This window comes from Vibrio sp. 16, from assembly GCF_963681195.1.
GTDB classification, from domain to species: domain Bacteria; phylum Pseudomonadota; class Gammaproteobacteria; order Enterobacterales; family Vibrionaceae; genus Vibrio; species Vibrio sinaloensis_D.
Map to the genome: position 1 here is coordinate 129,105 of NZ_OY808998.1, position 26,399 is coordinate 155,503.

The 26,399-nt window shown below is 46.7% G+C and carries 23 protein-coding genes; 8 read left to right on the plus strand and 15 right to left on the minus strand.

The features are described from left to right. Positions 1–3 precede the first annotated feature (3 nt). Positions 4–1,218, minus strand: coding sequence for a thiolase family protein (locus U9J37_RS14800; RefSeq protein ID WP_005471366.1), 1,215 nt, complete (start codon positions 1,216–1,218; stop codon positions 4–6). Positions 1,219–1,338: 120 nt separating this feature from the next. Between U9J37_RS14800 and U9J37_RS14805 the strand changes: the two genes are divergently transcribed. The 7 genes from U9J37_RS14805 to U9J37_RS14835 all read left to right on the plus strand — a co-directional run bounded on the left by U9J37_RS14805 (position 1,339) and on the right by U9J37_RS14835 (position 8,395). Continuing rightward, positions 1,339–1,707, plus strand: coding sequence for a MerR family transcriptional regulator (locus tag U9J37_RS14805; protein ID WP_005471363.1), 369 nt, complete (start codon positions 1,339–1,341; stop codon positions 1,705–1,707). A 57-nt stretch (positions 1,708–1,764) separates the two neighbouring features. Further along, on the plus strand, positions 1,765–2,934 hold the full coding sequence (locus U9J37_RS14810) for an isovaleryl-CoA dehydrogenase (RefSeq protein WP_005471357.1): 1,170 nt from the start codon (positions 1,765–1,767) through the stop codon (positions 2,932–2,934). A 9-nt stretch (positions 2,935–2,943) separates the two neighbouring features. Next, the gene (locus U9J37_RS14815) at positions 2,944–4,548 is read left to right on the plus strand and encodes a carboxyl transferase domain-containing protein (protein ID WP_005471316.1); all 1,605 of its coding nucleotides are present in this window, start codon (positions 2,944–2,946) and stop codon (positions 4,546–4,548) included. A gap of 17 nt (positions 4,549–4,565) precedes the next feature. Next, positions 4,566–5,369, plus strand: coding sequence for an enoyl-CoA hydratase-related protein (locus U9J37_RS14820; protein ID WP_005471382.1), 804 nt, complete (start codon positions 4,566–4,568; stop codon positions 5,367–5,369). Between the two features lie 13 nt (positions 5,370–5,382). Next, positions 5,383–6,288 carry a hydroxymethylglutaryl-CoA lyase gene (locus U9J37_RS14825; protein ID WP_198135487.1) on the plus strand — a complete coding sequence of 302 codons (906 nt, stop codon included), beginning with the start codon at positions 5,383–5,385 and terminating at the stop codon, positions 6,286–6,288. A gap of 173 nt (positions 6,289–6,461) precedes the next feature. Then, positions 6,462–7,433: a response regulator gene (locus U9J37_RS14830; protein WP_043886796.1), complete on the plus strand. Its 972-nt coding sequence runs from the start codon at positions 6,462–6,464 to the stop codon at positions 7,431–7,433. After that, positions 7,430–8,395, plus strand: coding sequence for a sensor domain-containing diguanylate cyclase (locus tag U9J37_RS14835; RefSeq protein ID WP_005471314.1), 966 nt, complete (start codon positions 7,430–7,432; stop codon positions 8,393–8,395). The genes U9J37_RS14830 and U9J37_RS14835 overlap by 4 nt, the downstream gene beginning before the upstream one ends. Positions 8,396–8,431: 36 nt before the next feature. On the opposite strand, the gene U9J37_RS14840 is transcribed toward U9J37_RS14835, so the two are convergent. Then, the gene (locus U9J37_RS14840; RefSeq protein ID WP_005471215.1) at positions 8,432–9,322 is read right to left on the minus strand and encodes an EamA family transporter; all 891 of its coding nucleotides are present in this window, start codon (positions 9,320–9,322) and stop codon (positions 8,432–8,434) included. Positions 9,323–9,416: 94 nt separating this feature from the next. Here U9J37_RS14840 and U9J37_RS14845 point away from each other — a divergent pair, with 94 nt between their 5' ends. Then, on the plus strand, positions 9,417–10,796 hold the full coding sequence (locus tag U9J37_RS14845) for an aminotransferase-like domain-containing protein (RefSeq protein ID WP_005471260.1): 1,380 nt from the start codon (positions 9,417–9,419) through the stop codon (positions 10,794–10,796). A 50-nt stretch (positions 10,797–10,846) separates the two neighbouring features. On the opposite strand, the gene fabG is transcribed toward U9J37_RS14845, so the two are convergent. From fabG to U9J37_RS14910, 13 genes are all read right to left on the minus strand, one after another. Next, on the minus strand, positions 10,847–11,581 hold the full coding sequence (gene fabG / locus U9J37_RS14850; protein WP_005471305.1) for a 3-oxoacyl-ACP reductase FabG: 735 nt from the start codon (positions 11,579–11,581) through the stop codon (positions 10,847–10,849). Positions 11,582–11,814: 233 nt separating this feature from the next. After that, positions 11,815–12,555: an SDR family NAD(P)-dependent oxidoreductase gene (locus tag U9J37_RS14855; RefSeq protein WP_005471339.1), complete on the minus strand. Its 741-nt coding sequence runs from the start codon at positions 12,553–12,555 to the stop codon at positions 11,815–11,817. Between the two features lie 13 nt (positions 12,556–12,568). Next, the gene (locus U9J37_RS14860) at positions 12,569–13,069 is read right to left on the minus strand and encodes a flavodoxin family protein (RefSeq protein WP_005471279.1); all 501 of its coding nucleotides are present in this window, start codon (positions 13,067–13,069) and stop codon (positions 12,569–12,571) included. A 19-nt stretch (positions 13,070–13,088) separates the two neighbouring features. Next, on the minus strand, positions 13,089–13,463 hold the full coding sequence (locus U9J37_RS14865) for a nuclear transport factor 2 family protein (RefSeq protein WP_039474283.1): 375 nt from the start codon (positions 13,461–13,463) through the stop codon (positions 13,089–13,091). A 131-nt stretch (positions 13,464–13,594) separates the two neighbouring features. Continuing rightward, complete coding sequence (locus U9J37_RS14870; RefSeq protein ID WP_005471367.1) at positions 13,595–14,902, minus strand: ATP-binding protein; 1,308 nt, start codon at positions 14,900–14,902, stop codon at positions 13,595–13,597. 22 nt (positions 14,903–14,924) lie between these two features. Next, the gene (locus U9J37_RS14875; protein ID WP_005471328.1) at positions 14,925–15,626 is read right to left on the minus strand and encodes a response regulator; all 702 of its coding nucleotides are present in this window, start codon (positions 15,624–15,626) and stop codon (positions 14,925–14,927) included. A 213-nt stretch (positions 15,627–15,839) separates the two neighbouring features. Beyond that, positions 15,840–19,790 (minus strand): zinc-dependent metalloprotease, encoded by a 3,951-nt coding sequence (locus U9J37_RS14880; RefSeq protein WP_005471281.1) that lies wholly within the window; start codon positions 19,788–19,790, stop codon positions 15,840–15,842. Positions 19,791–19,813: 23 nt separating this feature from the next. Continuing rightward, positions 19,814–20,650, minus strand: a complete 837-nt coding sequence (locus tag U9J37_RS14885; RefSeq protein WP_005471350.1) for a hypothetical protein — start codon at positions 20,648–20,650, stop codon at positions 19,814–19,816. Between the two features lie 41 nt (positions 20,651–20,691). Then, positions 20,692–21,522 carry an ABC transporter ATP-binding protein gene (locus U9J37_RS14890; protein WP_005471324.1) on the minus strand — a complete coding sequence of 277 codons (831 nt, stop codon included), beginning with the start codon at positions 21,520–21,522 and terminating at the stop codon, positions 20,692–20,694. A 2-nt stretch (positions 21,523–21,524) separates the two neighbouring features. Next, positions 21,525–22,394, minus strand: a complete 870-nt coding sequence (locus tag U9J37_RS14895; RefSeq protein WP_198135486.1) for an ABC transporter ATP-binding protein — start codon at positions 22,392–22,394, stop codon at positions 21,525–21,527. A gap of 20 nt (positions 22,395–22,414) precedes the next feature. Continuing rightward, positions 22,415–24,238: an extracellular solute-binding protein gene (locus U9J37_RS14900; RefSeq protein WP_043886794.1), complete on the minus strand. Its 1,824-nt coding sequence runs from the start codon at positions 24,236–24,238 to the stop codon at positions 22,415–22,417. A 17-nt stretch (positions 24,239–24,255) separates the two neighbouring features. Next, the gene (locus U9J37_RS14905; RefSeq protein ID WP_005471394.1) at positions 24,256–25,299 is read right to left on the minus strand and encodes an ABC transporter permease; all 1,044 of its coding nucleotides are present in this window, start codon (positions 25,297–25,299) and stop codon (positions 24,256–24,258) included. Next, positions 25,300–26,322: an ABC transporter permease subunit gene (locus tag U9J37_RS14910; RefSeq protein WP_043886793.1), complete on the minus strand. Its 1,023-nt coding sequence runs from the start codon at positions 26,320–26,322 to the stop codon at positions 25,300–25,302. Positions 26,323–26,399: the final 77 nt, after the last annotated feature.

Consider the following 26,399-nt stretch of genomic DNA (forward strand, 5'->3'; position numbering starts at 1 on the left):
TTTTCACTCAAGTGGAATTTCTATTGCCATAGCAGTGGCTTCACCTCCGCCGATACACAGAGAAGCAACACCTCGCACCACTTTTTTATTTTCCGTATCCCCATCCGTCCCTATCGCCTGTAGCTGTCTTAAACTGTGGATCAAGGTGACGAGAATTCTTGCGCCACTAGCACCAATCGGGTGACCAAGTGCGCAGGCGCCCCCTTTGATGTTGACTTTATCGGGATCAAGACCAAGCTGTTTGACCGCAATTTGGGTAACCACCGCAAATGCTTCGTTGATCTCCCATAGGTCAACCTCATCGACACTCCAATCAAGCGTCGATAACAAGGTTTCGATGGCAAACACCGGCGCTAACGTGAACTCTTCAGGGGCTCTGGCATGTGTTGAATGACCTTTGATAACGGCGAGTGGCTTAAGTTTTTGCTGCTTTGCCAGTGTCGGCGACATTAAGATCAAAGCAGCGGCGCCATCGGAAATCGCACTCGAGTTTGCGGCTGTCACCGTACCTTGTTTGTCGAAAGCAGGTTTTAGTTTGGGGATTTTGGCAGGGTCAACGCGGTGAGGCTGTTCATCACGCTCAAGCTTTTCACCAGAGCTCAATGTGAGCGGACAAATCTCGTCAGCAAATAAACCTTGTTCATCTGCGCTTCGAGCTCGGTGAATCGAGTTAGTTGCCCACGCATCCATCTCTTCGCGAGTAAACTTCAACTTGTCGGCAACCTGTTGTCCATAGACGCCCATTAACTCGCCTTGATAGGCATCTTGCAGGCCATCTAAAAACATATGGTCAAACGTTGTTTTGTGCCCCATTCTCGCACCACCACGCTGCTCTTTTAGCAAATAGGGCGCGTTAGTCATGCTTTCCATTCCACCCGCGACCGCACATTGGATCGAGCCTAGTTTGATAAGATCGTTTGCCAACATCGCGGCCTTCATGCCTGAGCCACATACTTTATTGACCGTCGTAGATGGTGTTGATTCACTTAAACCAGCTCCAAGCGCTGCTTGTCTTGCGGGCGCTTGGCCACAACCAGCTTGTAACACACAGCCCATAAAGACTTCATCGATTAGGTCACTTGCAATGTCTGCGGCTTCAACTGCGCTCTCTATCGCCATGGCGCCAAGCTGAGGAGAGGAAAATCTTGATAAGTCTCCTTGAAAGCACCCCATCGGTGTCCGCTTCGCCGCAACAATCCAGATATCGCTATCTCCCATTGTGTCCCCCACTCCATGGAATTTCTTGACGTTTACGTAAGCATAGCACTAACATTTACGTAAACGTAAAGAAACGCATTTTTTACAATCTATTCTTAGGCAGTTGGAGAATAAAGACAGGTGGAAAGATTTAAGATTAGTGAGCTGGCAAAAGAGTTTGGTATTACCACTCGAAGCATTCGCTTTTATGAGGATGTGGGGCTTATCGAGCCCGAACGTAAAGGCACAATGCGACTCTACCAGCGTAGGGATAAAATCCGCCTAAAACTGATTCTTCGTGGTAAACGACTGGGCTTCTCTCTGGCCGAGATCAAAGAGCTATTTGCACTGTATGATACTCACCAAGAAGATACTCAGCTGACTAAAATGCTCAAGATTATTGATGAAAAGGAAGCTGTGCTTAAGCGTCAACTCGAAGACATTACCGTAGTTCTTGAAGACTTAAACGCAGCTCGTCAACGATGTGAAGAAGCCCTAAGTCAAAGCTAGCAACCTTAAGTAACTTAGCGCTTCTTTTTGCATCTTTAGGTGCAACTGGGAGGCGCTATGTTATCTCCATACCACCCGCTCAACTTTGGGCTGGGCGAAACCATCGACATGTTACGCGACCATGTTGGCGCATTTGCTGACCAACATATCGCGCCCATCGCAGATCAAATAGACAAAGACAATCAGTTCCCCAACCATTTGTGGCCGCTGCTCGGTGACATGGGGCTACTTGGCATCACCACGTCCGAGTCATTTGGCGGCGCTGGCATGGGCTACTTGGCTCATGTGGTTGCAATGGAAGAGATCAGCCGTGCTTCCGCCTCAGTTGCATTGAGCTATGGGGCTCATTCCAACCTTTGCGTGAATCAAATTTTTCGCAACGGCACCCAAGAACAAAAAGCCAAATACCTACCCAAACTCATTGATGGTTCTGCGATTGGCGCATTGGCGATGAGCGAGCCAAACGCCGGCTCCGATGTGGTCAGCATGCAGCTTAAAGCGACGTTAAATGGAGACCATTACCGCCTCAACGGCAACAAAATGTGGATCACCAATGGCCCCGATGCCGACGTGATCATCGTTTATGCCAAAACCGATTCATCCGCTGGCTCACACGGCATCACCGCTTTTATCGTCGAGCGAGCGTTCTCAGGTTTTAGTCATGCGCAGAGACTCGACAAACTGGGTATGCGAGGTTCAAACACCTGCGAACTTGTGTTCAACGATTGCCTGGTCCCGGTTGAAAATGTCCTTGGTGAAGTCAACAAAGGCGTTCAGGTGCTGATGAGCGGATTAGATTACGAACGTGTCGTCCTAGCAGGCGGACCTTTGGGCATCATGCAAGCGTGCTTAGATTTAGTGATCCCTTACGTACATGAGCGCAAGCAATTTGGCAAAGCCATTGGCGAGTTCCAACTGGTGCAAGCCAAAGTCGCCGATATGTACACCCGAACTAATGCCGCAAGAAGTTACGTGTACACCGTTGCTGCCGCCTGCGATCGGGGAGAAGCGACACGTAAAGATGCCGCTGGTGTGATTTTGTATAGCGCAGAGCTGGCTACCCAACTCGCCTTAGATGCAATACAGCTGCTTGGCGGCAATGGCTACATCAATGAGTTTCCCGCTGGGCGTTTATTACGTGACGCCAAGTTGTATGAAATTGGCGCGGGTACATCTGAGATAAGACGCATTCTCATTGGCCGCGAACTGTTTGAAGAATCACGCTGAGGACATTCAATGACGGTAATCACAAGCAAGATTAAACCTGACGCACCGCTCTATGTAAAAAACCATCAAGCGATGACTGCACTCGTCGATACGCTAAGAAGCAACATAGAGCTCATCAAACAAGGCGGCGGTACCAAGGCAATTGAAAGGCAACGTTCAAAGGGGAAACATCCTGTCCGAGAACGTATTGCCATGCTTTTAGACGATAACAGTGATTTTCTCGAAGTCGGACTTTTCGCTGCATGGCAAGTGTATGAAGAGCCAATACCGTGCGCGGGCGCGGTGGCTGGCATAGGAAAAGTGAAAGGCGTGGAGTGCATGATTATCGCCAACGATCCTTCCGTCAAAGGAGGAACCTATTACCCCCTAACCGTTAAAAAGCACCTTCGCGCCCAAGAGATCGCCCAGCGATGTCACCTACCCTGCGTTTACTTTGTGGATTCCGGTGGTGCCAATCTGCCTCACCAAGCAGATGTCTTTGCAGATAAACAGCATTTTGGGCGCATCTTTTACAACCAAGCACGCATGTCGGCATTGGGTATCCCGCAGATATCGGTCGTGCTCGGTCTTTGCACCGCTGGTGGCGCCTACATTCCAGCAATGGCCGATGTGTCGATCATCGTCAAACAGCAAGGGACCATCTTTCTCGCTGGCCCCCCTTTGGTGAAAGCCGCTACTGGAGAGGTGGTCACCGACGAAGAGCTTGGCGGCGCAGATGTGCACTGCCGTAAATCGGGCGTTGCGGATTACTACGCCGAAAATGAGCAACATGCAATGAGTCTCGCGCGCCAAGCCATTGCCAATTGCCACCTAACGCCCGTCGACTACAACCACACACCATCGGTTGCACCGCGTTACCCAGCCGAACAGTTGTATGGCATTGTAAACGCCGATTTGCGACTCACGTTTGATATTCGTGAAGTGATTGCGAGGATCATCGATGATTCCGATTTTGACGAGTTCAAAGCACTATTTGGAACCACCCTTGTGTGCGGATTTGCCCGAATTGACGGCCAATTGATTGGAATTGTCGCCAACAACGGCATCTTGTTTTCAGAATCGGCGCAAAAAGGGGCGCATTTTATTGAGCTCTGCACCAAACGCAAGATTCCTTTGCTGTTTTTACAAAATGTGACCGGTTTTATGGTCGGCAAAAAGGTTGAAGAAGGCGGTATCGCCAAACACGGAGCCAAGTTAGTAATGGCCGTGGCGTGCGCCGATGTGCCCAAGTTTACGGTCATCGTGGGCGGCTCTTACGGCGCTGGAAACTATGGCATGTGTGGGCGCGCTTACGAACCCACCATGATGTGGATGTGGCCCAATGCACGAATTTCTGTCATGGGTGGAGAGCAAGCGGCAGGCGTGCTGACTCAAGTCAAACGCGAGGCCATCGCAAGGCAAAATGGCGACTGGTCACCAGACGCCGAATCCGAGTTCAGAAAGAAGATCATCAATCAATACGAAACCGAAGGCTCGCCTTATTACGCAAGTGCTAGACTTTGGGATGACGGCATCATCGATCCAAAAGAGACTCGGAACGTGCTGTCCCGCGCGTTAAAAATCGCCCTTAATGCGCCGATTCCAGATAGCGAGTTTGGGATTTTCAGGATGTAATACAAAGGAACGGTACAATGGACATTACGCTGAGTAGCGATTTACAGTATGAGATTGATCAAAACGGCGTCGCAACGCTGAGCCTTAACCGCCTAGATAAACACAATGCGTTTGGCGATCAATTGATTCACGAGTTAATTCTTGCCCTTGATTATCTCGCCAATCATCCTGATGTGCGCTGTTTGTTGCTTAAAGGGAATGGCGAACACTTCTCCGCGGGTGCGGATTTAAACTGGATGAAACAAATGGCGGAGCAATCGCATGAGGCCAACGTCGAAGATGCGCAAACGCTCGCCAAGTTAATGTCCATACTGGATCAGTTTCCCCACCCCACCATCGTCTACGTTCATGGCTGGGCGTTTGGCGGTGCTTTAGGTCTTATCTGTTGCAGCGATATTGCTATTGCCGATCATCACGCTCGATTTTGCTTGAGTGAAGTCAAATTGGGGTTAGTCCCCGCAACCATTGCGCCTTATGTGATTCGAAGTATTGGCGTTAGACAAGCTCGACGATACATGCTGACAGCAGAAACCATCGACGCAAAAACCGCGCAAGAACTGCACATAGTTCACCACCTGACAAACAAAGACGACGCACAAGCCTGTATTGATCGCTTCATAGCGCAGATTTTACGTAATAGCCCAGCTGCATTACGTCACGCCAAAGAGCTTATTGAACACTGTGACAACAAAATCATCGACCGCGAACTGGTTCGCTATACCAGCGATATGATTGCCAATGTGCGCGTTTCACGACAAGGGCAAGAAGGACTCGCCGCTTTTATCGAAAAACGCCCGCCCATTTGGCCAGATGAGGAGTAACCCAATGGCTCACCTGTCACTGCCTAAGCGAGCGAAAATTGTTGAGGTGGGCCCGAGGGACGGCTTACAAAATGAAGCGAGCATCCCTACTCACGCGAAAGTGGCGCTCATCAACCAACTTTCAAATAGCGGACTGACTCACATCGAAGTGGGATCGTTTGTCTCTCCGAAGTGGGTGCCGCAAATGGCCGATTCTGATGAGGTCTTTAAACAGATCACACGCAACCCTGACGTCATCTACGCGGCACTTACGCCCAACATCACCGGCTTTGATGCCGCGATCAAAGCTCAAGCGGACCAAGTCGCGGTGTTTGCTTCCTGCTCGGAGTCCTTCAGCCACAAAAACATCAATTGTTCGATTCAAGAAAGCCTAGATCGATTTAAACCCGTTATCGAAAAAGCATCGCAGCAAGGTATTGCTGTGCGCGGTTACCTTTCCTGCATTATTGACTGTCCTTATGAAGGCAAAATTCAACCTGAACAAGTCGCAGATGTCGCCCAGCAACTTATTTCATTGGGCTGCTACGAAGTCTCGCTGGGTGACACGATAGGCACAGGCACACCACTAAAAGTCGCCCAAATGCTGAATGCCGTGATGCGCCAAATTGATCAATCAAAACTCGCCGTTCATTTCCACAATACGTGGGGACAAGCCTTGGCGAACATCTATCAAGCATTGCAAATGGGGGTGAATGTTATCGATTCGAGCGTGGCTGGGCTTGGCGGATGCCCCTATGCAAAAGGCGCGTCAGGCAACGTAGCCACAGAAGATGTGCTTTACCTGTGTGAAGGGCTGGGCATTGATACCGGTGTAGACCTTCGCAAAGTGGCGCTAAGTGGTTGGCGAGTCACACAATATCTAAACCGCTCACCTAACTCGAATGTTGCATTAGCATTACAAGATCACATCAAACGATGATTCTGTGTTGAGGCTCTAAAAATCACCCCTAGCGATTAAAAAGTTCGTGATATAACCCGTTCAAAAGTGTTAACTAAGTCTGAGTATTTGGCACGAACATCACACTATAATCGTTTCTTGCTTTATACAACTATAAAAAAACCTTCGTCACCCTTGGGCTTAAAATACACCTCATGAATATATTGGTCTGCGACGACTCAAAGATCGCACGCAAAGCTATCATCAGCAAAATCGGGCAAACCGCTAAGACCGTCATTCTTCAAGCGGAAAATGGTAAAGAGGCCTTAGAGCAGCTCGTAGAAACTGACATCGATATCCTATTTCTTGATCTTACCATGCCAGTAATGGATGGCTTTGAAGTGCTCGCGTCGCTCCCTGTTAGCCGTTACCCGACAAAAGTGATCGTCGTGTCTGGTGACATTCAGAGCGAAGCCAAACAACGATGCCGTGCGATGGGCGCCCTCGATTTTATCGAAAAACCCTTCAGTACCTCTGACCTTACCCAACTATTTTCAAAGTACGGTATCCCACTTCAGGCGTTTAATATGGCAACGCCAGAGTGCATTCACCAATCTGTCGATTTGATGGGCAGTATCCGCGAGATGAGTAATATCGCATTAGGGACCAGTGCTTCCTTGATTGCAGAACAAGTTGGCCAGTTCATTGAAATGCCGTTGCCGAACGTCGCATCTTTGCATCAGTCAGAGCTGAAAATGACCGTCCAAGACATTGTCAATAACTCTGAGTATCGCGCGGTATCTCAGCGTTTTGTGGGCAATGGCATCAATGGCGAAGCGCTCGTCTGCTTGCACGGGCGTGGGCTAGATAACCTCGGGGGTGAAGAAAGCAACGGCACCAACGAAGTCATTCTCGATATCTCCAACCTACTGGTTTCTTCTTTCTTGGTGTCGTTTAGCCGTCAACTCGATATCGCCATCTCTTTACGCCAACCTATCGTGCTTGAAAAAGAACTGCTTCAAGTGTCATTGACCTGTAATCAGTTTCTTGCGGGGTACGATGAAGATATTTTTACCATCGAGTTCGTCTATAAGGCGGAAAACCTCGACATTGCCTGCGATGTCATTTTCCTGATGGATAATGACTCCATTGACGCCATCGAACAGATTCTAAAGAGCGTGTTATGAAAGCAACCGAAATCAGTGACTTCCATTGGACAATGCAAATCATCGGCGATCTCGATGCTGGCCTTATCGTTGTAGATAAAGCGTACCGTGTTTACGCGTGGAACTCCTTCATGCAGTCCTACAGCGGTATTAGTGCCGACAAAATCATCGGCAAAGTTCTGTTTGATGTGATTGAGGGGCTACCGGAATCTTGGCTAAGAAAAAAAGTCGACGCCTCTTTTAAACTCAACAGCCGCGGCTTTTCCTGCTGGGAAGATCGCCCTTACCTCTTCAAGTTTAAGAACTTTAGCCCCATCTCAAACGGGTTAAGGGAGATGCGTCAAAACATCACATTCTCACCGTTAACATCGGTCAATGGTGAGGTGTCACATGTGAGCTTAGTGATCAATGACGTCACCGATATCGCCAAAAACAAAATCCACCTGATGGACTCCAATCAAAAACTGTCCGATCTGAGCCGAACCGATGGTTTAACCCAACTGTTCAACCGCCGCTATTGGGAAACGTGTTTAATGAAGGAGTATGAGAGCTGCAAAATTTCAGGTGCGGTCTCATCGCTAGTAATCTTCGACATCGATCATTTTAAGCGCGTTAACGACACCTATGGTCATACCGTTGGTGACCACGTGATTCGCCACACGGCGAATGAACTAAGAAAGGCATCACGCACATCCGATGTTTGTGGCCGGTATGGCGGCGAAGAGTTCACCGTGCTGCTTCCGGGGACATGCGCTAACCAAGCTCTTTACTTTACTGAGCGTTTACGTAAGAAGATCGAGAGCTCGATCGTTGAATGTGAAGGCTACAACGTTAAGTACACCATCAGTTTGGGGATTTGTGAAATCTCACCTTATCAATCTAACCACTTGAACTGGCTAGAGCATGCAGACAAAGCGCTTTATTTCTCAAAAGAGACTGGGCGAAACCGCTCAACCGTGTTTGATCTCGCGTTTATCAAATAGCAAAAGGGGCTGAAATTCAGCCCCTTTTTACATTACCTAAGATACGCTGACCTTTGGTCCAGTGCGCCATTTCTCCTTAGCTGGCTTGACAATCAAACCGATGCCGACAAGAAACATCCCACAAGCCAAAACTTGTGCGCTACTAAGTCGCTCTGCGTACATCAGATAGCCCGAAACAAGCGCAAACACCGGCACCAATAAAGTCAACGGGGCCGTGGTACTCAATGGATAGCGGATCAACAATCGGTTCCAAACCCAGTAACCAAACAAAGTGGTCGGGTAAGCCTGAAAAAGCACTGCGACCGTCGTTCTCGTATCCCAAACACGAACAGCGTCAAACACAATATCCACACCGTACAAACTGATAGCAAATAACACCAATGGGATCGGAGCAAATAGCATTCCCCATACATTGAACGCGAATGCCTGGGTGGTCTTTGACCCTTTGACTATCATCCCCATGACCGTCCAACTTCCCGCCGCAATTGCAATAAATAGCAATCCTTGAACCGTGACATTACCATTGGTCGCAGAGACCAAAACAAGCAAGGCTATCAAGGCCGTCACTGCCCCCATGACTTTTCGTTTCGAGGCTGCTTCTTTATGAATAAACACGCCCACAGCCATACTGATCAGCGCATTGGATGATAGCAGTACCGATGACATCCCAGACGATAGCCCCGCGGTGATTGACCAAGACGCCATTCCCCAGATGCCAACGCCAAATACAACGCCATAACTCATTAGGTATCGCCACTTCACGCTGGGTCTGCGAATGAAGAATATGGCGGGAATCACTGCAAGTGTGAAACGTGCCGCCGTCGCCAATAACGGATGAACATCTGTAATCCCCATTTTGATCATTGAGAAGTTAACCCCCCAAATCGCCATTACAAAAATAGCCAACAATAAATCGTTTCTTGTCATAACTGCCCTCCCTTTCTGTTGAAAATTAGTATTGCTCGGGTACAGTTATCAGTACAGATACAATTATTCACATAAAAACCAGTACAGTATGACTATGAGCATCTATAGAGCACTCGCAAACCAGTTCGTCCACGAGATTGAAAGCGGAAAACTCATCGAAGGTAGCCGTATGCCCTCTTTGCGCCAACTCTCTAAGCAGCATGCGGTCAGTATGTCTACGGCAGTGAGTTGCTATCAAGAGCTTGAATCTCAAGGTTGGATTTATGCTCGCCCCCAAGCTGGCTATTTCGTCAGTGCCAGACCCAGCAAACACAATACGCCTAAGTGGGCCCGCTTTGTCAGCAGGGTATCAACCGTAAACCACAGCTTTTCGATTCACTCCAACCACAACGGTCCACTTGGCGTTTCTAGTACGAGTATTGATGAAATCGCGTTAAATGAGTTGGAACGCAGTTTTCGACGCGCCAGCAAACGACTCACAGAGCGGCTAAATCACTACCCAAATACTCAAGGGGAGCCGCTGCTTCGAAATGCACTAAGTACTCATTTCTCAAAACTAGGCTTACACCTAAATCCAGAAGAACTCGTTGTAACCTCTGGCTGTATGCCAGCAATCAAAGCTGCGCTTGAAGCATGTACTCAAGCCGGTGATGCGGTTGCTATTAGCTCTCCGTGTTTCAGTGGAATATTGGATTTGCTTGGTCAAATGGGCAGACACATTGTTGAAATCCCTTCACTGGATGATGGGATAGACCTAATTCAACTTGAAGGCCATTTGCGAGATGGGAATGTAAAAGCGGGCATTTTTTGTACTTCGCATATGAACCCGCAAGGCATCACTATGTCCGCTCAACAAAAACAGACCCTCGCAAGGCTCGCCAACCAATACCAAACCCCGATTATTGAAGATGATGTTTACTTAGAACTCTCTTACGCTGACCACACGCCGCTTCCTGCTAAGTATTATGATCAAGGCGGCTATGTTCTATGGTGTGGCTCCATCTCTAAGAGTCTTTCTCCGAGTTATCGGTTAGGTTGGTGCCTTCCAGGTCGCTATACAGACCGATACCGTCAACATCATACCGCTTCTTGCTTCGGTGTTTCTCTTCCTATCCAGCTCGCAGTGGCCGATTTTATTGAGTCCGGGCACTACGCAAAACAGCTCAAGCGGCGCAGAAGTCGGCTACTCCAGCTTCGACAAGCGTATGTCAATTATCTCTCGGAACGATTACCGAGCCATGTGAATATGAGTGACCCGAAAGGAGGAATGGTGCTCTGGTTGCAGGTATCAAATTTAGACGTTGATCAGTTTCGATCGCTTATAGAACAACAAATCGATATTCGACTTGGTCATATGTTTAGTACGCTAGCACTCTATAACGATTGTTTTCGTATTAACATCGGCTATGAACTCAGCGACACCGTGAAAACAGAGCTCGACAAACTGGTGGACGCCATACTCAAATCAAGCTAAAAAGCCGCTGTCACGGATTCGATGCCATGACAGCGAATTATCAAACTAAACTACAACACCAGTCCGCCATCAATCTTAAGCACTTGGCCGGTGATAAAGCTGGCCTTGTCACTGGCAAGAAATTCTACGCCATTGGTGATGTCTTCTGGCGTTCCCATCCGACCGAGCGGCGTCTTCGCTTTCATCATGTCCAACACTTTTTCTGGGAGGTTTTCAGTCATTGGGGTTTGAACAAAGCCAGGGGCTACGCAGTTCGCTCTAACTTGTGCGCCTTTTCGCGCAAACTCTTTTGCCCAGCCTTTCGTCATTGCAATCACCCCGCCTTTGGTTGCGGCGTAATTGCTTTGGCCAATGTTGCCATCGGTTCCGACCACCGAAGACATGGTTACGATAGAGCCTGCATTGTTCTCCATCATGATCGGCGCAACAGCCTGAGTCAGATTAAACACACCTTTTAAGTTCACGTTTATTACCGCGTCCCACTCATCTTCGGTCATTTTCTCGATCAATGCGTCTCGGGTAATCCCCGCATTGTTGACCAATACATCGATTTTGCTCACGTCCGCTTTTACCTGCTCGATGAACTCGAATACCGCAGCGCGGTCGCAAATATTCATCACAATCGGTTTTACATTGGTCCGGCCTTCAAATGCCGAGAGTAACGCTTGCTCATTCATGTCGATCGCATAGACCATTTGAGCGTGCTGCTCGGCAAATCGTTCCACTACTGCTTTGCCGATTCCTTGGGCTGCGCCTGTCACTAGGCAAATTTTGTTGTTAAACATTTCCTTAGTCCTTAACTCGTTTACGTTTATTTGACTGACTTTTAGCGTGCAAAATGGACACTTAGCTTGTGCCTCTCGGTGTGATTGAGTTGGAGAAAGGCAGCACTGGAACGAACTAAACCGCAGCCCTGCCCTTAAAGGAGCTTAGACATAGTGACGAAAATTGCGAGTCCTAGCGCACTATTTCTTTTAACTGTCACACTAGGAGTTAGAGAAAAATCAGGAAAAAACCATTAGGCGAGCGATAGACCACCGTCGACAACCAAAGTGTGCCCAACGATGTAACTTGCCTTATCTGAAAGCAAAAATTCAATGGCGTCCACAACTTCACCAGTGTGTGCAAAACGCTTTAATGGCACGGCGTCGTTGACTCGCTCACGAATGCCCGGATCTTCACGCTCTCTATCTTGCCAACGCGGTGTCCACGTCACACCAGGCGCCACCGCGTTAATCCGTATCCCTTTGCTGATCGTTTCGAGTGCCACAGAACGCGTTAAACCTTCAAGTGCGTGTTTCGCCGCGCTATACATCGCCGCATTGGGCGTAGGTCTAATGCCATTGACCGAGCTGACATTCACAATCGCGCCGCCAGAACCCATCAGGCTAATTTCTCGCTTCAAACAGTAAGCTTGTGACCAAAAATCCACATCCAATGTGTTTTTCAAATCATCCAGTGCCACACTGCCAAACTCGCCTAGCGAACCAATCGCGGGAGAGGCATTGTTGATGGCGAAATCAAGTTGACCATATTGACGCTCAACGTAATCAAAAAAATCCCTAAGTTGGGATTCAATTGAGATATCCAGCGCAAGATAGTCGACACTTTGTAGTTCTGGTGACACCTCACATTGTTCCAGCCAATACGCTTTGTTGCGTGAACACGTAATGACCTGAACACCTTGCTCGATGAGACGTTTAACCACTTCAAGTCCAATGCCCTTTGAACCACCCGTGACGATCGCTGTTTTCTTCATTGATGCTCCTTGCTTAATGAATTTTATGCAGTGCCATTTCCGCCACTGCCTCTAGCGCAGCGAGATCCACTTCACTCTGAATCGCTGCGTAAGTCCAGCCGTTAAATTCCATATGCATGTACTTAGCCGTTAGAACAAAAGGTTCAATAAAGCATTCCGGTAACTCGGTATTGTAGCCAGTCGATAAAATGGAGATGGACTTGCCTTTTAGGCGTCTGCCGAGTTGTTTCTCTATGGTCAGCAAATCGGAGAGTCGGTCGAAGAACACCTTCAACTGTGCTGACATGGAATACCAATAGACGGGAGAGGCAAACACGATATGATCGAACTCGCTTAACTCGATGATTAGAGGCAAAAAGTCGTCCATACGGTTTTTGTGCTCGTAATCATAGTATGAGATTTCGCGCTCAGACAAATCAAACAGAGCCGCGCCAGATTGGTAAACAAACTCATTGACCAAACGACGCGTATTGCCATCCGATTTGGACGTTCCTAACACCACTGCGACATTCATACCGCCTCCTTACATCCGATTAGGTGACTAGCTCAAACTCAGCACAAGGCGTGCCTTGATGATATTTCAGTTGCCAACCTTCCCCTGTAAAAACCCAGATAGACGATCGCTTGGCGTAGTGGCCTTTGGTTCCCAGTTTGTCGATCCAAGCCGTTTTATAGAGGAGAAGTTGAATTGAGGGTTCGAGCTGAATGGTTTCAAAGTCTTGCGAGTGAATATGACCAAGACAAGGCTTTTCGTTCCCCATCATTTCGAGGATGTCAGCATAGTCAAAACTTGCTCCTGACTTGCCAACTTCTTTAAAGGAAGGATGTATGAGGCGTGCTATCTCGTGCTTATTTTGACGAATTTCGTACTGATGTAATGCCACTTCCTGCTCTATCAGAATCTGCATACGCGTTCTCAACTGGGTCAATTCACTATAACGATAATGCCCTGTTTATTTTATGTATGCAAACGGTTGAAATAAAACAACAACCTTTACCCCACAAACGATGCAACTTGCATTCAACACGCTAGCTAGTGTCAACGCTCATCAATCGAGCGAGCGCGCTGACGCGGGAAACTGAGAGAGAAACACGCACCATTCAAGTAACTGTCGGCCACGGAAACTCTCGCACCATGATGATCACAAACTTGTTTCACGATTGCTAAACCAAGGCCGTGTCCAGTTTTGCCTTTATTTCGTGCGGCATTCGCGCTGTAAAATGGATCGAATAGATACGGCCAGTGCTCAGAGCCTACACCTTTTCCATCATCATGAATTTCAATTACAACGTCTTCATCGCTTGACCATACTTCAATCACAATTTTGGTTCGTGCGAACTTGAAGGCATTGCGCACAATATTGTCCACTGCACGATTAAAAAGCTTCAAATCAACATTTAGCCCTACAGGAATCGCAGAAACAACGTGGACCAATTCCAAACGCGTTTCCTTTCGCCAAAATTCACATCGCTCTTGCAGCCACTCATTAATATTGATCGACTGCAACTGCAACTCTGACCCGCCGCGCTCTAATCTGGCGTAATAAAGCAGCTCATCCACCATATCTTCCATCTCTTCGGTATCGGCAATAATGCGCGCGACCGCTTTACTTTGAGCCGCTGGCAGCTCTAAATCGCTGAGGATATCGGCTTGCCACTGAATACGAAAGATGGGGGTGCGTAACTCATGGGCGACCGCGTTGGTCAGTGATTTATTACTGTTGATCAAATCACATATCTTATCCGCCATTACGTTAAAGCTTCTATTTAACGTCCCTAGCTTGATGCTGTTATTCTCTGATGCGCGTTGATAAAGGTCACCATTCGAAAACGAGACTGTGACCTGTTCAAGGTTATTTAGGCGACGCTTGATTCTCCAGACCAAAAACAGCCCGCTGAGTGCAAAACCCGTAATGGCAAACACCCAAATTAGTCGATTTTCGAATCGAATTTTTTGGCGTAAGAAAGAGTCCTTGTTATCGCTCAACTCATATAGAGTGCGAGTGTTACTCAAACGAAACCACAGATAGTCTTCATCATAGTAGTAACTGTTTATATTGGGGTCAGAAAATGCGTGTTGAACAAGTTGTGGCGCACTCGATAAATCGACCACTCTAAGATTTTGGCGCGTTTTATCGGCATACGCTTGAATAATATCAAGTGTTTCCGTTTCTGTTTTGACCGATGAAATGACATCGAGCAATTGCTGATAGGCCTCTGCTTGATGATCTCTCAATATATATTCGTAATCAGTACTGAGCTTGTAAACGATGAAGGCATAAGAATAAATGCTAACCAAAAATATAACGGTTAGCCCAATCAAATACTCAAAATAAATGCGGCGCATATCGACGGCTTTTGGTTAGTGATTACCAGCGCTCAGGGACAAATAAATAACCTTTGCCTCTAACGGTGATGATTTTTTTCGGAGGAATGGTGTTGTCGTTGAGCTTTTTTCGAAGAACAACGATTTTGTTGTCGATGAACCGATCGATGCCGTCATAATCGACCCCACGTAATTGTTGAGTGAGATAATTTCGTGATAGCACCTGCTCAGGCGACGACGCAAGTAACCACAGCAATTCAAACTCACTTTCGGCAATCGCGATGTCTTTACCGTTGAGAACGCATCCTTTGGTTAACTTGTTGAGCGTTAACTTACCAAAACTCAATTCATTGCTCGCGTCTGAGTTTGCTTCAGATTCCGCGACTCTGCGAAGCAGCACTCGGATCCGTGCAAGCAGCACACGCGGCTTAACAGGCTTACTGATAAAGTCGTCTGCACCTGTCTCTAAGGCGGCGACGTGGTCAAAGTCATCGTCACTCGCGGTCAACATTAAGATCTTACCGGAGAACTTGTTTCTCAATTGACGACAGATAGTCAGGCCATCGACCTCTGGCAACATAAGGTCAAGCAAAACAATGTCAGGCTGAATTGATAAGATTTGCTCAGCGGCAGATGTCCCTTCAGAGATGGTCACTACATCAAATGATTGACTCTCAAAATACTCCTGCAACATCTCACTCAAAATTGGGTCATCTTCAACGATCACGAGGGTTGGGTTTGTCATAGTTCCTTCTTACTCACAAACTTTTATCGCTTTAGCTTTTTATCCGTGTCGTGCTTGTTCGCTCTACAAATAAAAATCCATTATGTAACTGATAGTCATATTGGTATATCACATAATTTATGGGAGATGCAGCTTAAAATCGCTCTAAAGGATTAATTTTCTGAAAGAAAAAACCGGCGACCTAAATAGGTCGCCGGTTTGAGTTATGACGCTTTAGTCATCATAGATTGGGAACTGTTCGAATGCTCGACGATACATCGCGTATTCATTGGTGCTCCACAGTCTTAACAGCTCAGGGTCGTAATCATAAACATCCTTCTTCTCAGCAAAGCGCGGAACAAGATTATTCTCAACAACTTGATTACCAAACACCTGTGCGATGTTAAAGATACGCTCGTGATCTTCTTCTTCGAACTTACCAATCGCGCTGTTCTGAACCGTTTCTAGGCGAGATTGAAGGTTACATTTACGCTGTAAGCGCTGCTCTTCTGTCTCTCCGTCTACTTTAAAGCGCAGACATTCAGTGCCATTTTCTTCGTATTTGACGAACTGTTTGTCATACATAGTCCAACGAGCAAATCCAGTCGTATCTCTTAGCGCGACAAGCGCATCTTTATCACCGATAGCAATAATTCGAGCTTCATTTCTATCACGAGTTTCCCTAAACACAGAGAGTGCATTTCTCACTGGGTACGGCAAGTTATTAAGCTGCTCTAGCTGTGGTTTCTGTTCTTCAAGGTATAGCGCTCGAGACGCCATCGCTCTTGCAAGAGTGTTGCGAGACGAGATGGAGTAACGCGTCCCCTTCCACGTGAAGTTAATGCCATCTTCATCGCTATAGCTACTGTTCGCGTAGTTAACATGAATAGCATCACGCAAACCTTTGGAAGAGTCACTCAGACCATATTCTCTCGCTCGGCTGAACTTATTCAAGTTCTCTAACAGTGCGCTAAAGTAAGGTACACGAGTGTCTTGGTATTCACCTTCAGTCCAATAAACAAAGGCTTCGTCCCCACCCAACCCAAAGTAGCGCTTCATTGGCCACAAGTATGATGGCGTCGCTTCAATGGTTTTGGTCATTGGCGGTGTATAGCGTTTCACAGTCTCTACATAGTCACCATTTTTATCAACAAAGATCGCTTGGCGCGCTTCAGGTCGCCCTGCAAGGTCTGAGAGATAGGTGTAGAGGTGAGTCACTTTATCCGACATATCAATCAGCGCTAGGCTTGAGTTTTCTGTCGAAACAAATGGCGAGTCGCGACGAACCAACATTTGCGCTGCAAGCAGTTTGTCTGGCCATACACCCAATAGGTCAACCGATGATGATGACGTCTGATAAGGATTGTTCGCTTTCAAACTAGACCAAATCTTTCCATCTCGCGTCTCAGAACGAACCACAACTTTGTTTCGCTGACCTTCCAGCACCTCGACAAGCTCTTCATCATAACAAGTAGACGGTACATCACGGTCTGGTGACATTGCCCCTTGATAGATTTGCCATAGCTCAGACAACGGTGCAAAGCGATAACGATTCGGCACACCTTCAACGCCACTTAGCTCTACCAGTTCACACACTTTGTCTGGCGCTGTCAGCACTTCGATGAAGAAGTCAGCAGCCAAGTTAGCCGCATGGTAAGTGTCACAAATTGGACGAACTGCTGGAGAAAGCGTATCGAGATCGACCGGGTTTCCTCGCCAATCGACACAGTTATTGCCTGCAATTTCCTCGAAGACCAGACCATTGTTATTGGTCGTATCCGCACCTAGGTAGCGAGCAAACATATGATCGATCTCACCCACGTTCTCTACGATGTCTCGAATTTTTTGGAACTGATCCAATCGAGTAAGGAAGTAAGTGTATTGATGGTACTGGCTGAACCATTCACGACCATTGCGACGGTTCATTGTTTCATAACTATCATGGTAGCGCTGAATACGGAACTGGGTCACTTCTTCTAAACTGGTACCTTCATCGAAGCGATCGCACATCAAGTTGGTCGTTGTGTGCTCGTCGGTACAATAACGGTAATCAACCAACGGCGAGGTTAAACCCTCTTTGTCTGCGTTTTGACGAATGTGAGTCACAATGCCTGTTGGATACGCACGATAATCTTCTGTCATTGCCTTATCGTATTTATCCAGTGAAATCACTTTTCGCTTTTGCACACCCGTACTATCTAGGTTAGGTAGCGGTTTATTGTCTGCATCATATAAGAAGTCAGGTTCTTGAAGCTCGAGCTCACGGCCGTAAGCAAAACGCAATGCAGCTTTATCGTATTTACCGAACGTTAGCAGCTCATCAAATATCGACGCGCCGTAATCCATGATTGAGCTGTAAGCTGCTGGCTTATCGTCTGAACCACGAGCGTTGAGTTCGTCCACCGTGTAGAAATGATTCTTGTCGGTTGAACCCATAAAGTTATGACGCAGACCTAAGTTGTGCCCTAGCTCATGAATCAGAGTCGACTTAAACATGTGCTTAGAAATCGCTAAGCTCGCCATTTTCTGCTGATCTAGGTTCAACTCGTCCCAAGTTTTCATCGTTGTCTGGGCGTCATCAACAAAGAAATCGCCCTCTTCATAATCGATGCCTTTAACCAAGCCTTTCGATTGGGTACTCAGCCACATAAAGTCTAAGCTATAAACGTTTTGTTCTGAAAAACGTTTCAGCATGTCTTGGCGTTTATAGAAAGATTGAACGGCTAAGTCTGAGTTGGTTGTGTCGAACCTAAAATCCATATCGGCTTTGGGTAAACCATCACCCAGCTTACCTGCGGTAATGAAGCTGATTTCATCATCTGACATCGTAGGTACATCAAAAGCTGGACCTCGGTCATCAGCGATCATCTCGCTAAAGTCGTCCACTTCCGTTCTTTCTACGGGAGCATCGGTATCATCTGATCCTGTATCAACCGTGTTAGTCGCGGTCGGTTCGAGTTTCTCGATTTCTTGGCGGTTGTAACGCATTGCAAGATCGTTCCATGTATAACGACTCGCCGAGCGAATAACCCCTAGATATTGGTTAACGTGAGCATGGATGATTTCACCTGTCAGCGGGTTGGTCGCTGAAGGGCCGTAGCCGAGCAGCCCATTGTCAACTGGGTCAGCAATCAAGTTAAACACGTTGTAACGCAAGTCACCGGTTTTAACCCCTGCTTTCGACGACGGGTTGACGATTTTAATCGTAGGTACGCCTGTATCCTCAAGTGTCTGGTTCACTTCGCGAATGGTGTCGATCGTTAGATCAAGAAACTCTTCATTCCCTTCGTCGAAATAGCTGTCACTCAAGTAGTAATCAATCGTGTCATTGTTTGGGTTAAAACGGTTTATATAAGAGAAACGAGACCCTTGAACATTACTTTCGCCAGTGTGTGTTTTCACTTCTTTGGAGTCATTAAAGAACCCGAAGTAGGCGCTGTCTTGCCCTTGGTAGAGAACGGGCTCGTAATCATCACTGGCTAATTTGTCTAACTTAACCAAGGAGTAGAAAAAGCGCGTTTTAAAAGATAGGTTTCTAAAGTCACCACCAAACTGGTATTGATCTTCTGCAGCCGCTGTAAACGTGCGCTCCACTTCGACGTTTATCACACCCTCTTCTGCGTTATACTCGTAGGAAATCAAACGCGGCTCTGCGCTTTCGCTAACGTTACTTGCTGTGTACCAAGCGCTCAAAGAGTCCTGAGAAAGTGTTTTAATGGCTTCATACTGCGGGACAAAGTGGGTCGCTTCTTTCCAACTTAGGCTTTCGTCTTGGTTGATTTCTTCTTTGTTAGTACATTCGCCGTAGCTGTTTTCCGCACAGCGATACTGACGAAATTCACCAGGAATTTTGAGCACAGGCGCTCGGTTAATTTCTGAGTCCCAGCGGCTTGGGTCATCGACATTTACTTTGTCGCGATCCACTTCTTCAACATAAATTCCGTTGAACTCATCAAACCTTAAGGTGACGAGTTTTGGATCACCCTGGAAGAAACCACGCTGAGTCAGAGCGTAACGTGGGGCTTCTCCGGTAGATGGCATGTACATCCATAGTGATTCAGTATCAAGAGAGCGAACGGATATCTCTTGAGAAGGTTTTTCGTACGTGTCGTATGCTCTGTCGTCAGCACCACACCCGCTTAATATCGCGGCTATGCTGGCAGCAATCAATGCGTGTTTAAACATTTTTCACCTGTATTATTTTTATTTTAAAACTGATAACTAACTAATGCGTAATAAGTTGTTTTCTTTAAGTCAATTAGATCATTGATAGGGCTAGAGCCCTTTTCAGGATCGTAATAGCTAATTCCGTTAGTCATGCCCACTGCCAATGAAATGTCTTCATTGAACTGATAGCCTATTTCTTCGCCATGCATCATGTCGGGATCAAACGTATTTCCGTTGTAATCCCAAGATTGCCTTGGCATTAAATAGATGTTGAAGTAAAAATCTTTTGCAAATACATAATCGACTGAGAACTGGTTGCTCAACCTATATTCAATAAGTTGATATCCACCTGCCGTCTTATATTCATGAAAGTTTTTTCTAAGCAACAATGTATTACTCAGCGACAAACCCTCTAACCACTCATCGAAAGCCGCGCTCCAGCGTAATTTTAGTCTTGTCCCTAGTTTTAAATCATTCCTCCTTGATGTTTTTGAAGTCGGCAAAATAGCACGTACTTCTCCACTTACCGTTGAACCTTCTGTTGGATTAAACAGACCATTTCGTGCGTAGCCTATCGAGGTGTCATTCCAGAACTGGCCTTTCGTCCCATACACGTCACCATCTTGTTGATGATACCCCGAGACGACCAACTGCAAGCGTGAGTTGTCCTCAAATGCGTAGCGAATAACCCCAGTTGCAGAAGCCGAACGATTGGCGTTTGTTGCGCCATCCCTGTAACCATTGCGAGAATAGTCAGCGCTGATGTAACCAGACCATCGGCTCGACTCATCATCACTCCAACTGTCTTGCAAATCATTTGCCGACGCGCAAAAGGGGGCCACCAGCAGCATAGCTGGTAATAAGTAGCGATTGTTCATATTGTCCTTCTGAAAATAAAGTTCCGTTTTAATCTAGATATTTATTGATTAACCACCTTCCTTGCGCTGATATATTTCCTCTGCGATGGGTGTGTAATAGGAATGGCGTCAAGTAATTTCTTTGTATATTCACCTTTTGGAGAGGAATATATTTCTTCTACCGTACCCATTTCTACAATTTTTCCTTTATTCATTACCGCGACTCGGTCCGAAACATGCTTAACTACCGACAAGTCATGGGAGATAAATATAATGGCTAGATTCATCTCTCCTTGAATTTTTAGTAATAAGTTTAGAATCTGAGCTTGAACGGAAACATCCAATGCAGAAACGGACTCATCACAGATCAGTAATTTAGGTTTCAGCGCTATTGCTCGGGCAATCCCAATACGCTGACGCTGACCTCCCGAAAATTCATGCGGGTATCGGTTCACTGCTGTCTGAGGCAAACCCACTTTATCGAGTAACTCTAACACCCATTCTTTTCGCTGCTCTCGCGAACCGACCCCATGAATAATGAACGGTTCCTCCAAGATCATACCCACAGTGTGTCGCTGGTTTAGCGATTCTAGGGGATCTTGAAAAACGATTTGCATCTCTTTACGAAGTGGCCTCATGTCTTTGCATGATAAGCTCGTTATGTCCTTTCCTTCGAAAAAGATGCGCCCTTCTGTTGGCTCATATAGCTTTAGAATCGTGCGCCCAAGTGTACTCTTGCCGCACCCCGATTCTCCAACTAAACCCAGCGTTTCCCCCTGTGCAACAGAGAAAGAAACGCCATCCACCGCTTTAATCACATAGCCTTGGCGAAATAAGCCTTTTCCTGACGAGTAGTGTTGTTTGATATTGTCAATTTTTAGAACTTCATTCATCGTCAACCTCCTTGGTACTCGGGGAATTGAGTCACATCAATCGGGTTGATCTGGATAGTCTGTTTCGGCTTACCATCCAAACTTGGGACCAATGAAAGCAATCTTTGTGTGTACGGATGCTTTGGGTGATCAAACAGTTCGAAAATTTCAGCGGTTTCGACAATTCGACCATCGTACATCACCGCAACTTGATCACATATCTCGGCGACCACACCAAGATCGTGCGTAATGAAAATCATCGCCATCCCAGTCTCTTTTTGGAGCTCTCGCATTAGCTCTAGGATTGACGCTTGCACGGTTACATCAAGTGCCGTTGTGGGTTCATCACAAATTAATATGTCGGGTTTGCAAGCTAGCGCCATGGCAATCACCACTCTTTGTCTCATCCCTCCAGACAAGTTATGCGGATACTCATTGAATCGCTGCTCAGGTAACGGAATACGCACCTTATCCAACAGACCGACTGCATAATCGACCTTTTCTTGTTTGGTCATTTGCCCGTGGTGCAAATCAAGTACTTCGACCAGTTGCTTGCCAATCGTCTGCACAGGATTCAGTGCTGTCATCGGGTCTTGAAAGATGATTGAGATACGGTTGCCACGCATCTTGTACATTTCCGTATCTGGTACGCAGGTTAAATTCTCACCACGATACAGCACTTGACCAGCAGTCACCTTCCCATAGGGCTTAGGTAAAAGTCCCATGATTGACATAGAGGTAACACTCTTGCCGCTACCCGATTCACCCACAAGACCAAGTGTTTCTCCGGCTTTTACATCAAAAGAGACGCCCTTGATGATTTTTATCGCGCCGTCGTCGGTGTCGAATTCCACCTCCAGATCGCGAACTTGCAAAATCACATCTTGCTTTATTTCAGAGACTTGTTTCGACATTACAGCTTGTACCTATCATCAATGATGGTGACTGGCTCAAAGGAAGCCCCTTTCTTGTAGGCTTCAAGCGTCTTCTTCTTTAGATCTTCATCTATCCAGAAGTTGCTCGTGCCTAAGATATTAAACATGGCGCCAGTTTTCTTCGTCATCGGGTTAGCTGGGAACTTAATCCAACGCCAATAGGCATCTCGTGTATATGGCACCATGTAGCCCGGTACAATGACATAGGCATCACTAATATCTTGCTGAATGTCGCGCGACAGTTTCTGTTTTTTCTCCACATCAAACTCAGACTTAAACGCCGCTATTTTTTTGTCTAACTCTGGCGTACTGTAGTTGGTGTGGTTATTGGTTTGCGGTTTGTTCGCATTACTCGAGTGGAAGTACTCCTTGTATGCAGGGATATCGCCGCCCCCCATATTGAGGAAAGCCAACTGATGCTTCTTCTCTAAAATGAACTTAAACGCTGCCGACCCATCGACAAGGTTCAAATCAAATTCCAGCCCTGCTTGTTTCGCTTGCTCTTTCAGATAAGCAATTCTCGGCGTCCAGATGGTGTAGCCATAAGTGATCTTGAAACTGAGTCGCTGACCTTCTGCGTTCACTCGAATCCCATCAGGGCCAATCTGTTCAAATCCCGCTTGCTCGAAAAAGTGAGCCGCTTTCTTGGGGTCAAAACTTGGTGGTGTTGCCGACGCTAAGTCATATTTTCCATGGCCGAATCCCATCGCGTGTGGTTTACGTGAATAGTCACCACGAAGCACGTTTTTGATCATCCCATCAAAATCTGTGGCGTAAGTAATACCTTTGCGTACATTAATGTCGCTAAGCAATGGCATTGAGGTATTGATCCACAGCCCCCCAGCCCCCTGTGGCGTTTGATTGAAGCCCCAAAACTTATGGATAAATCCTCTTTGAAATGGTTCTGTGTTCGCTTTTTCATGCCACAAATGAGGAAGCACCATCGCGAAGGTATCCAGTGACCCTTTTTCAAAATGTTTGCGCGCAATATCGTTATCGCGTATCACTTTTAGTCGTAACTTGTCGACATTAAAGCGATGTTGATAGTACTTGTTCTCGTAACCCCACCAATCGGCCCCCACATGTTTGAAGGTAATACTTTTCCCCTTCTTTACTTTGTCTATGTAGTAAGGAGACGTCGTTGGTTCTGGTTTAAAGTTGTATTTACGAACAAAGTTGTCATCCATGCCGTCGCCGTTGGCATCAGAAATCTTTGCAAAGTGATGCTTAGGACGGGGTTGAACGCCATTGCTTGGCGTATTGAGTAATGACATAAGCTCGTCATTGCTTTTTGGCTCAGCCAGTTCAATTGAAATGGTGTAGTCATCGAATTTTTCAACACTCGAAATCGAGCTCTGAAAGAAATCATTATACCAAGGGTCAACGATGTCTTTAGAACGGTAGTAAGTCAGCATAAACAGATAGTCGTCTGCGGTGACTACTTTACCGTCTGACCATTTAGCCGAAGGATTTAACTTGAAGTAAACCGTTCTTTGGTCCTCGCCAAACGCCCATTCGTTAGCGAGCTGAGGAATCCAGTTGCCTGTATCTGGATGACGTTGCGCCAATTTCGGAGCACCGTCCATCAAATAGTAACGTACGCCAGAGTTGGCATCGGGCCCTACCGAACGCAAGGTCTGAGGAAAACTGAGCATATAGCTGCGCAATGTGCCGCCACGTGTCGCTTCCGGCGAAGAAAAAATAGGGTCATCCCAATTCGTGTGCCACAACAAGTTTTCAGGCAGCACGTCTGCATAGGCCGATCCGCTAATCAGCAAGGCTAATAGTCCTTTTTTAATCATCACTGCTTCCTTAATTATTATTTGTATAACGTATATTTTTTTGGATCGAACGCCGTGCGAATCGCTTCCCCAATGAATGTGACCATCACCAATACAGAAACAATGGCGATAACAACTGACGTCACAATCCATGGTGAATCAAGGTTCGATTTCCCTTGTTGAAGTAGCTCGCCCCAGCTTGGTGTAGGAGGGACAAGACCTAGCCCTAAATAGTCAAGTGCCGTCAATGCGGTGATGTTGGCTGCTATCGTGAACGGAGCAAGTGTCACAATCATCACCATCGTATTTGGCAAAATATGTTTGAAGATAATGCGAGATGTCGATGCCCCAAGCGCTTTCGCTGCCATTACATATTCACGAGCAGACTCTTTGTAAGTCATGGTTCTCATGTACCAGGTGATCCCCATCCAGCCGAAAGTCACATTGATCAAGACGAAGAGGAAGAACGTTGGCTGGGCGATCGAGACTAAAATCATAATCACATAAAGGAATGGCACCATTGACCAAGTCTCAATAATGCGTTGGACAATCAAGTCAAACTTACCGCCAAAAAAGCCCATTGCACAACCGACTGACACTCCAATCACGTAGGAAATTGCCATCGTCAAAAGTGCAAAGCCCATCGCGGTTCTAAAGCCGTAGACCAGTCGGGCCAGGATGTCGCGCCCAATAACATCGGTTCCAAGGTAGTGTTGGCTCTCTGCACTCGGCTCGTTGGGCGGGAAATCACCGGAAAAGTCCTGTTCGTAAGGGTTCCAAGGCACCATAGGCAATATGACGAAATCCCCTTGATTACGGATTTCAAACTGTTTTTGTAGATCGCGATAGTTGGCTTCACTCGCGTAATCTAAGCCAAAATCGCTCCCAGCATAAACATCTGAAACAACGGGGAAGTAGTAGTTGCCTTGGTATTTCACCATCAAAGCTTTGCTGTTGATCAAAAGCTCCGCGCACAATGAGAGCATGAGCATCAACGCCAGCAGAACTAATGACCAATACCCACGCTTTATTTCTTTAAATCGTTTGATTTGCTTAAGTGTTAACGGATTCACAGTCATCATTTAAGCTCCAAATTTCACGCGAGGATCGACAAGCGCAACGCAGAGATCCGAGAGAATGTTGCCCAATAGTAAAATACACGCATTAATGGCGACAATACCCATCACGACGGGATAGTCACGTTCGACAATGGACTCGTAACCAAGCAAACCGATGCCGTTAATATCAAAGATCACTTCTATCAAGAAAGAGCCAGTCATAAAGAAAAGTAGTGAATTACCAAAGTGACTAGCGATAGGAATTAAGCTGTTACGCAACGCGTGTTTACGTACGGCCTTACGAAAAGGCAACCCTTTGGCAATCGCAGTGCGTATATAGTCTGAAGAGAGGTTCTCCATTAAGTTGTTTTTCATCGTCATGGTTAGCGTCGCGAAATCGCCGATCAGATAACAAATTAACGGAAGTACCGCATGCCAAGCGATGTCTATCATTTGGTCGTAGACGGTGGTTAAGTCATCAAAGTCTTCCCCGACGAACCCGCCCATCGGAAACCATTCCAAGTGATAACTAAACAGTGTTATAAGCAGAACGCCCACCACATAGCCGGGCAAAGCGTAGCCAACAAAAATCATTATTGAAGAGGCGGAGTCAAACACGCTGCCATGTTTGAGCGCTTTGAAATAACCAAGTGGGATTGAAATGAAGTAGCTAACAAAAAACGTAACGCCACCATACAAAAGTGATACTGGAAGGCGTTCGAAAATCATATCGGTAACAGGCTCGTAGTAACGCGTAGATTCGCCCAAATCGAAATGCGCTAATCGAGTCAACCAATCTATGTAAGCTTCTGTTACTGGCTTATCTAATCCGTAGAATTTATTGAGATCTGCCATCTGCTCTTCAGACAGGGCTGAATTTTGGCCAACCACACTCGCTCCACCCGCATCTCCCTGTGGCTGCATATTCGCCAGCATTCGTTCAACAGGGCCCCCGGGGACAAAGCGCGTAATCGCGAATATCAAGATAGTGATACCTAGAAACGTTGGTACAACTAACGCCAAGCGTTTCATTAAATATGCAAACATTGTTACTAGCCAAACTCCGTGTAAAGCGATGGTCGGCCAATATAAACAAACATATTAAGTAGTCAAATGGTTACATT

Coding starts and splice junctions, on each gene's coding strand:
- U9J37_RS14800 (WP_005471366.1), bottom strand. CDS start 1,218: ATGGGAGATAGCGATATCTGGATTGTTGCGGCGAAGCGGACACCGATG.
- U9J37_RS14810 (WP_005471357.1), top strand. CDS start 1,765: ATGTTATCTCCATACCACCCGCTCAACTTTGGGCTGGGCGAAACCATC.
- U9J37_RS14815 (WP_005471316.1), top strand. CDS start 2,944: ATGACGGTAATCACAAGCAAGATTAAACCTGACGCACCGCTCTATGTA.
- U9J37_RS14820 (WP_005471382.1), top strand. CDS start 4,566: ATGGACATTACGCTGAGTAGCGATTTACAGTATGAGATTGATCAAAAC.
- U9J37_RS14830 (WP_043886796.1), top strand. CDS start 6,462: ATGAATATATTGGTCTGCGACGACTCAAAGATCGCACGCAAAGCTATC.
- U9J37_RS14835 (WP_005471314.1), top strand. CDS start 7,430: ATGAAAGCAACCGAAATCAGTGACTTCCATTGGACAATGCAAATCATC.
- U9J37_RS14840 (WP_005471215.1), bottom strand. CDS start 9,322: ATGACAAGAAACGATTTATTGTTGGCTATTTTTGTAATGGCGATTTGG.
- U9J37_RS14845 (WP_005471260.1), top strand. CDS start 9,417: ATGAGCATCTATAGAGCACTCGCAAACCAGTTCGTCCACGAGATTGAA.
- fabG (WP_005471305.1), bottom strand. CDS start 11,581: ATGTTTAACAACAAAATTTGCCTAGTGACAGGCGCAGCCCAAGGAATC.
- U9J37_RS14855 (WP_005471339.1), bottom strand. CDS start 12,555: ATGAAGAAAACAGCGATCGTCACGGGTGGTTCAAAGGGCATTGGACTT.
- U9J37_RS14860 (WP_005471279.1), bottom strand. CDS start 13,069: ATGAATGTCGCAGTGGTGTTAGGAACGTCCAAATCGGATGGCAATACG.
- U9J37_RS14865 (WP_039474283.1), bottom strand. CDS start 13,463: ATGCAGATTCTGATAGAGCAGGAAGTGGCATTACATCAGTACGAAATT.
- U9J37_RS14870 (WP_005471367.1), bottom strand. CDS start 14,902: ATGCGCCGCATTTATTTTGAGTATTTGATTGGGCTAACCGTTATATTT.
- U9J37_RS14875 (WP_005471328.1), bottom strand. CDS start 15,626: ATGACAAACCCAACCCTCGTGATCGTTGAAGATGACCCAATTTTGAGT.
- U9J37_RS14880 (WP_005471281.1), bottom strand. CDS start 19,790: ATGTTTAAACACGCATTGATTGCTGCCAGCATAGCCGCGATATTAAGC.
- U9J37_RS14885 (WP_005471350.1), bottom strand. CDS start 20,650: ATGAACAATCGCTACTTATTACCAGCTATGCTGCTGGTGGCCCCCTTT.
- U9J37_RS14890 (WP_005471324.1), bottom strand. CDS start 21,522: ATGAATGAAGTTCTAAAAATTGACAATATCAAACAACACTACTCGTCA.
- U9J37_RS14900 (WP_043886794.1), bottom strand. CDS start 24,238: ATGATTAAAAAAGGACTATTAGCCTTGCTGATTAGCGGATCGGCCTAT.
- U9J37_RS14905 (WP_005471394.1), bottom strand. CDS start 25,299: ATGATGACTGTGAATCCGTTAACACTTAAGCAAATCAAACGATTTAAA.
- U9J37_RS14910 (WP_043886793.1), bottom strand. CDS start 26,322: ATGTTTGCATATTTAATGAAACGCTTGGCGTTAGTTGTACCAACGTTT.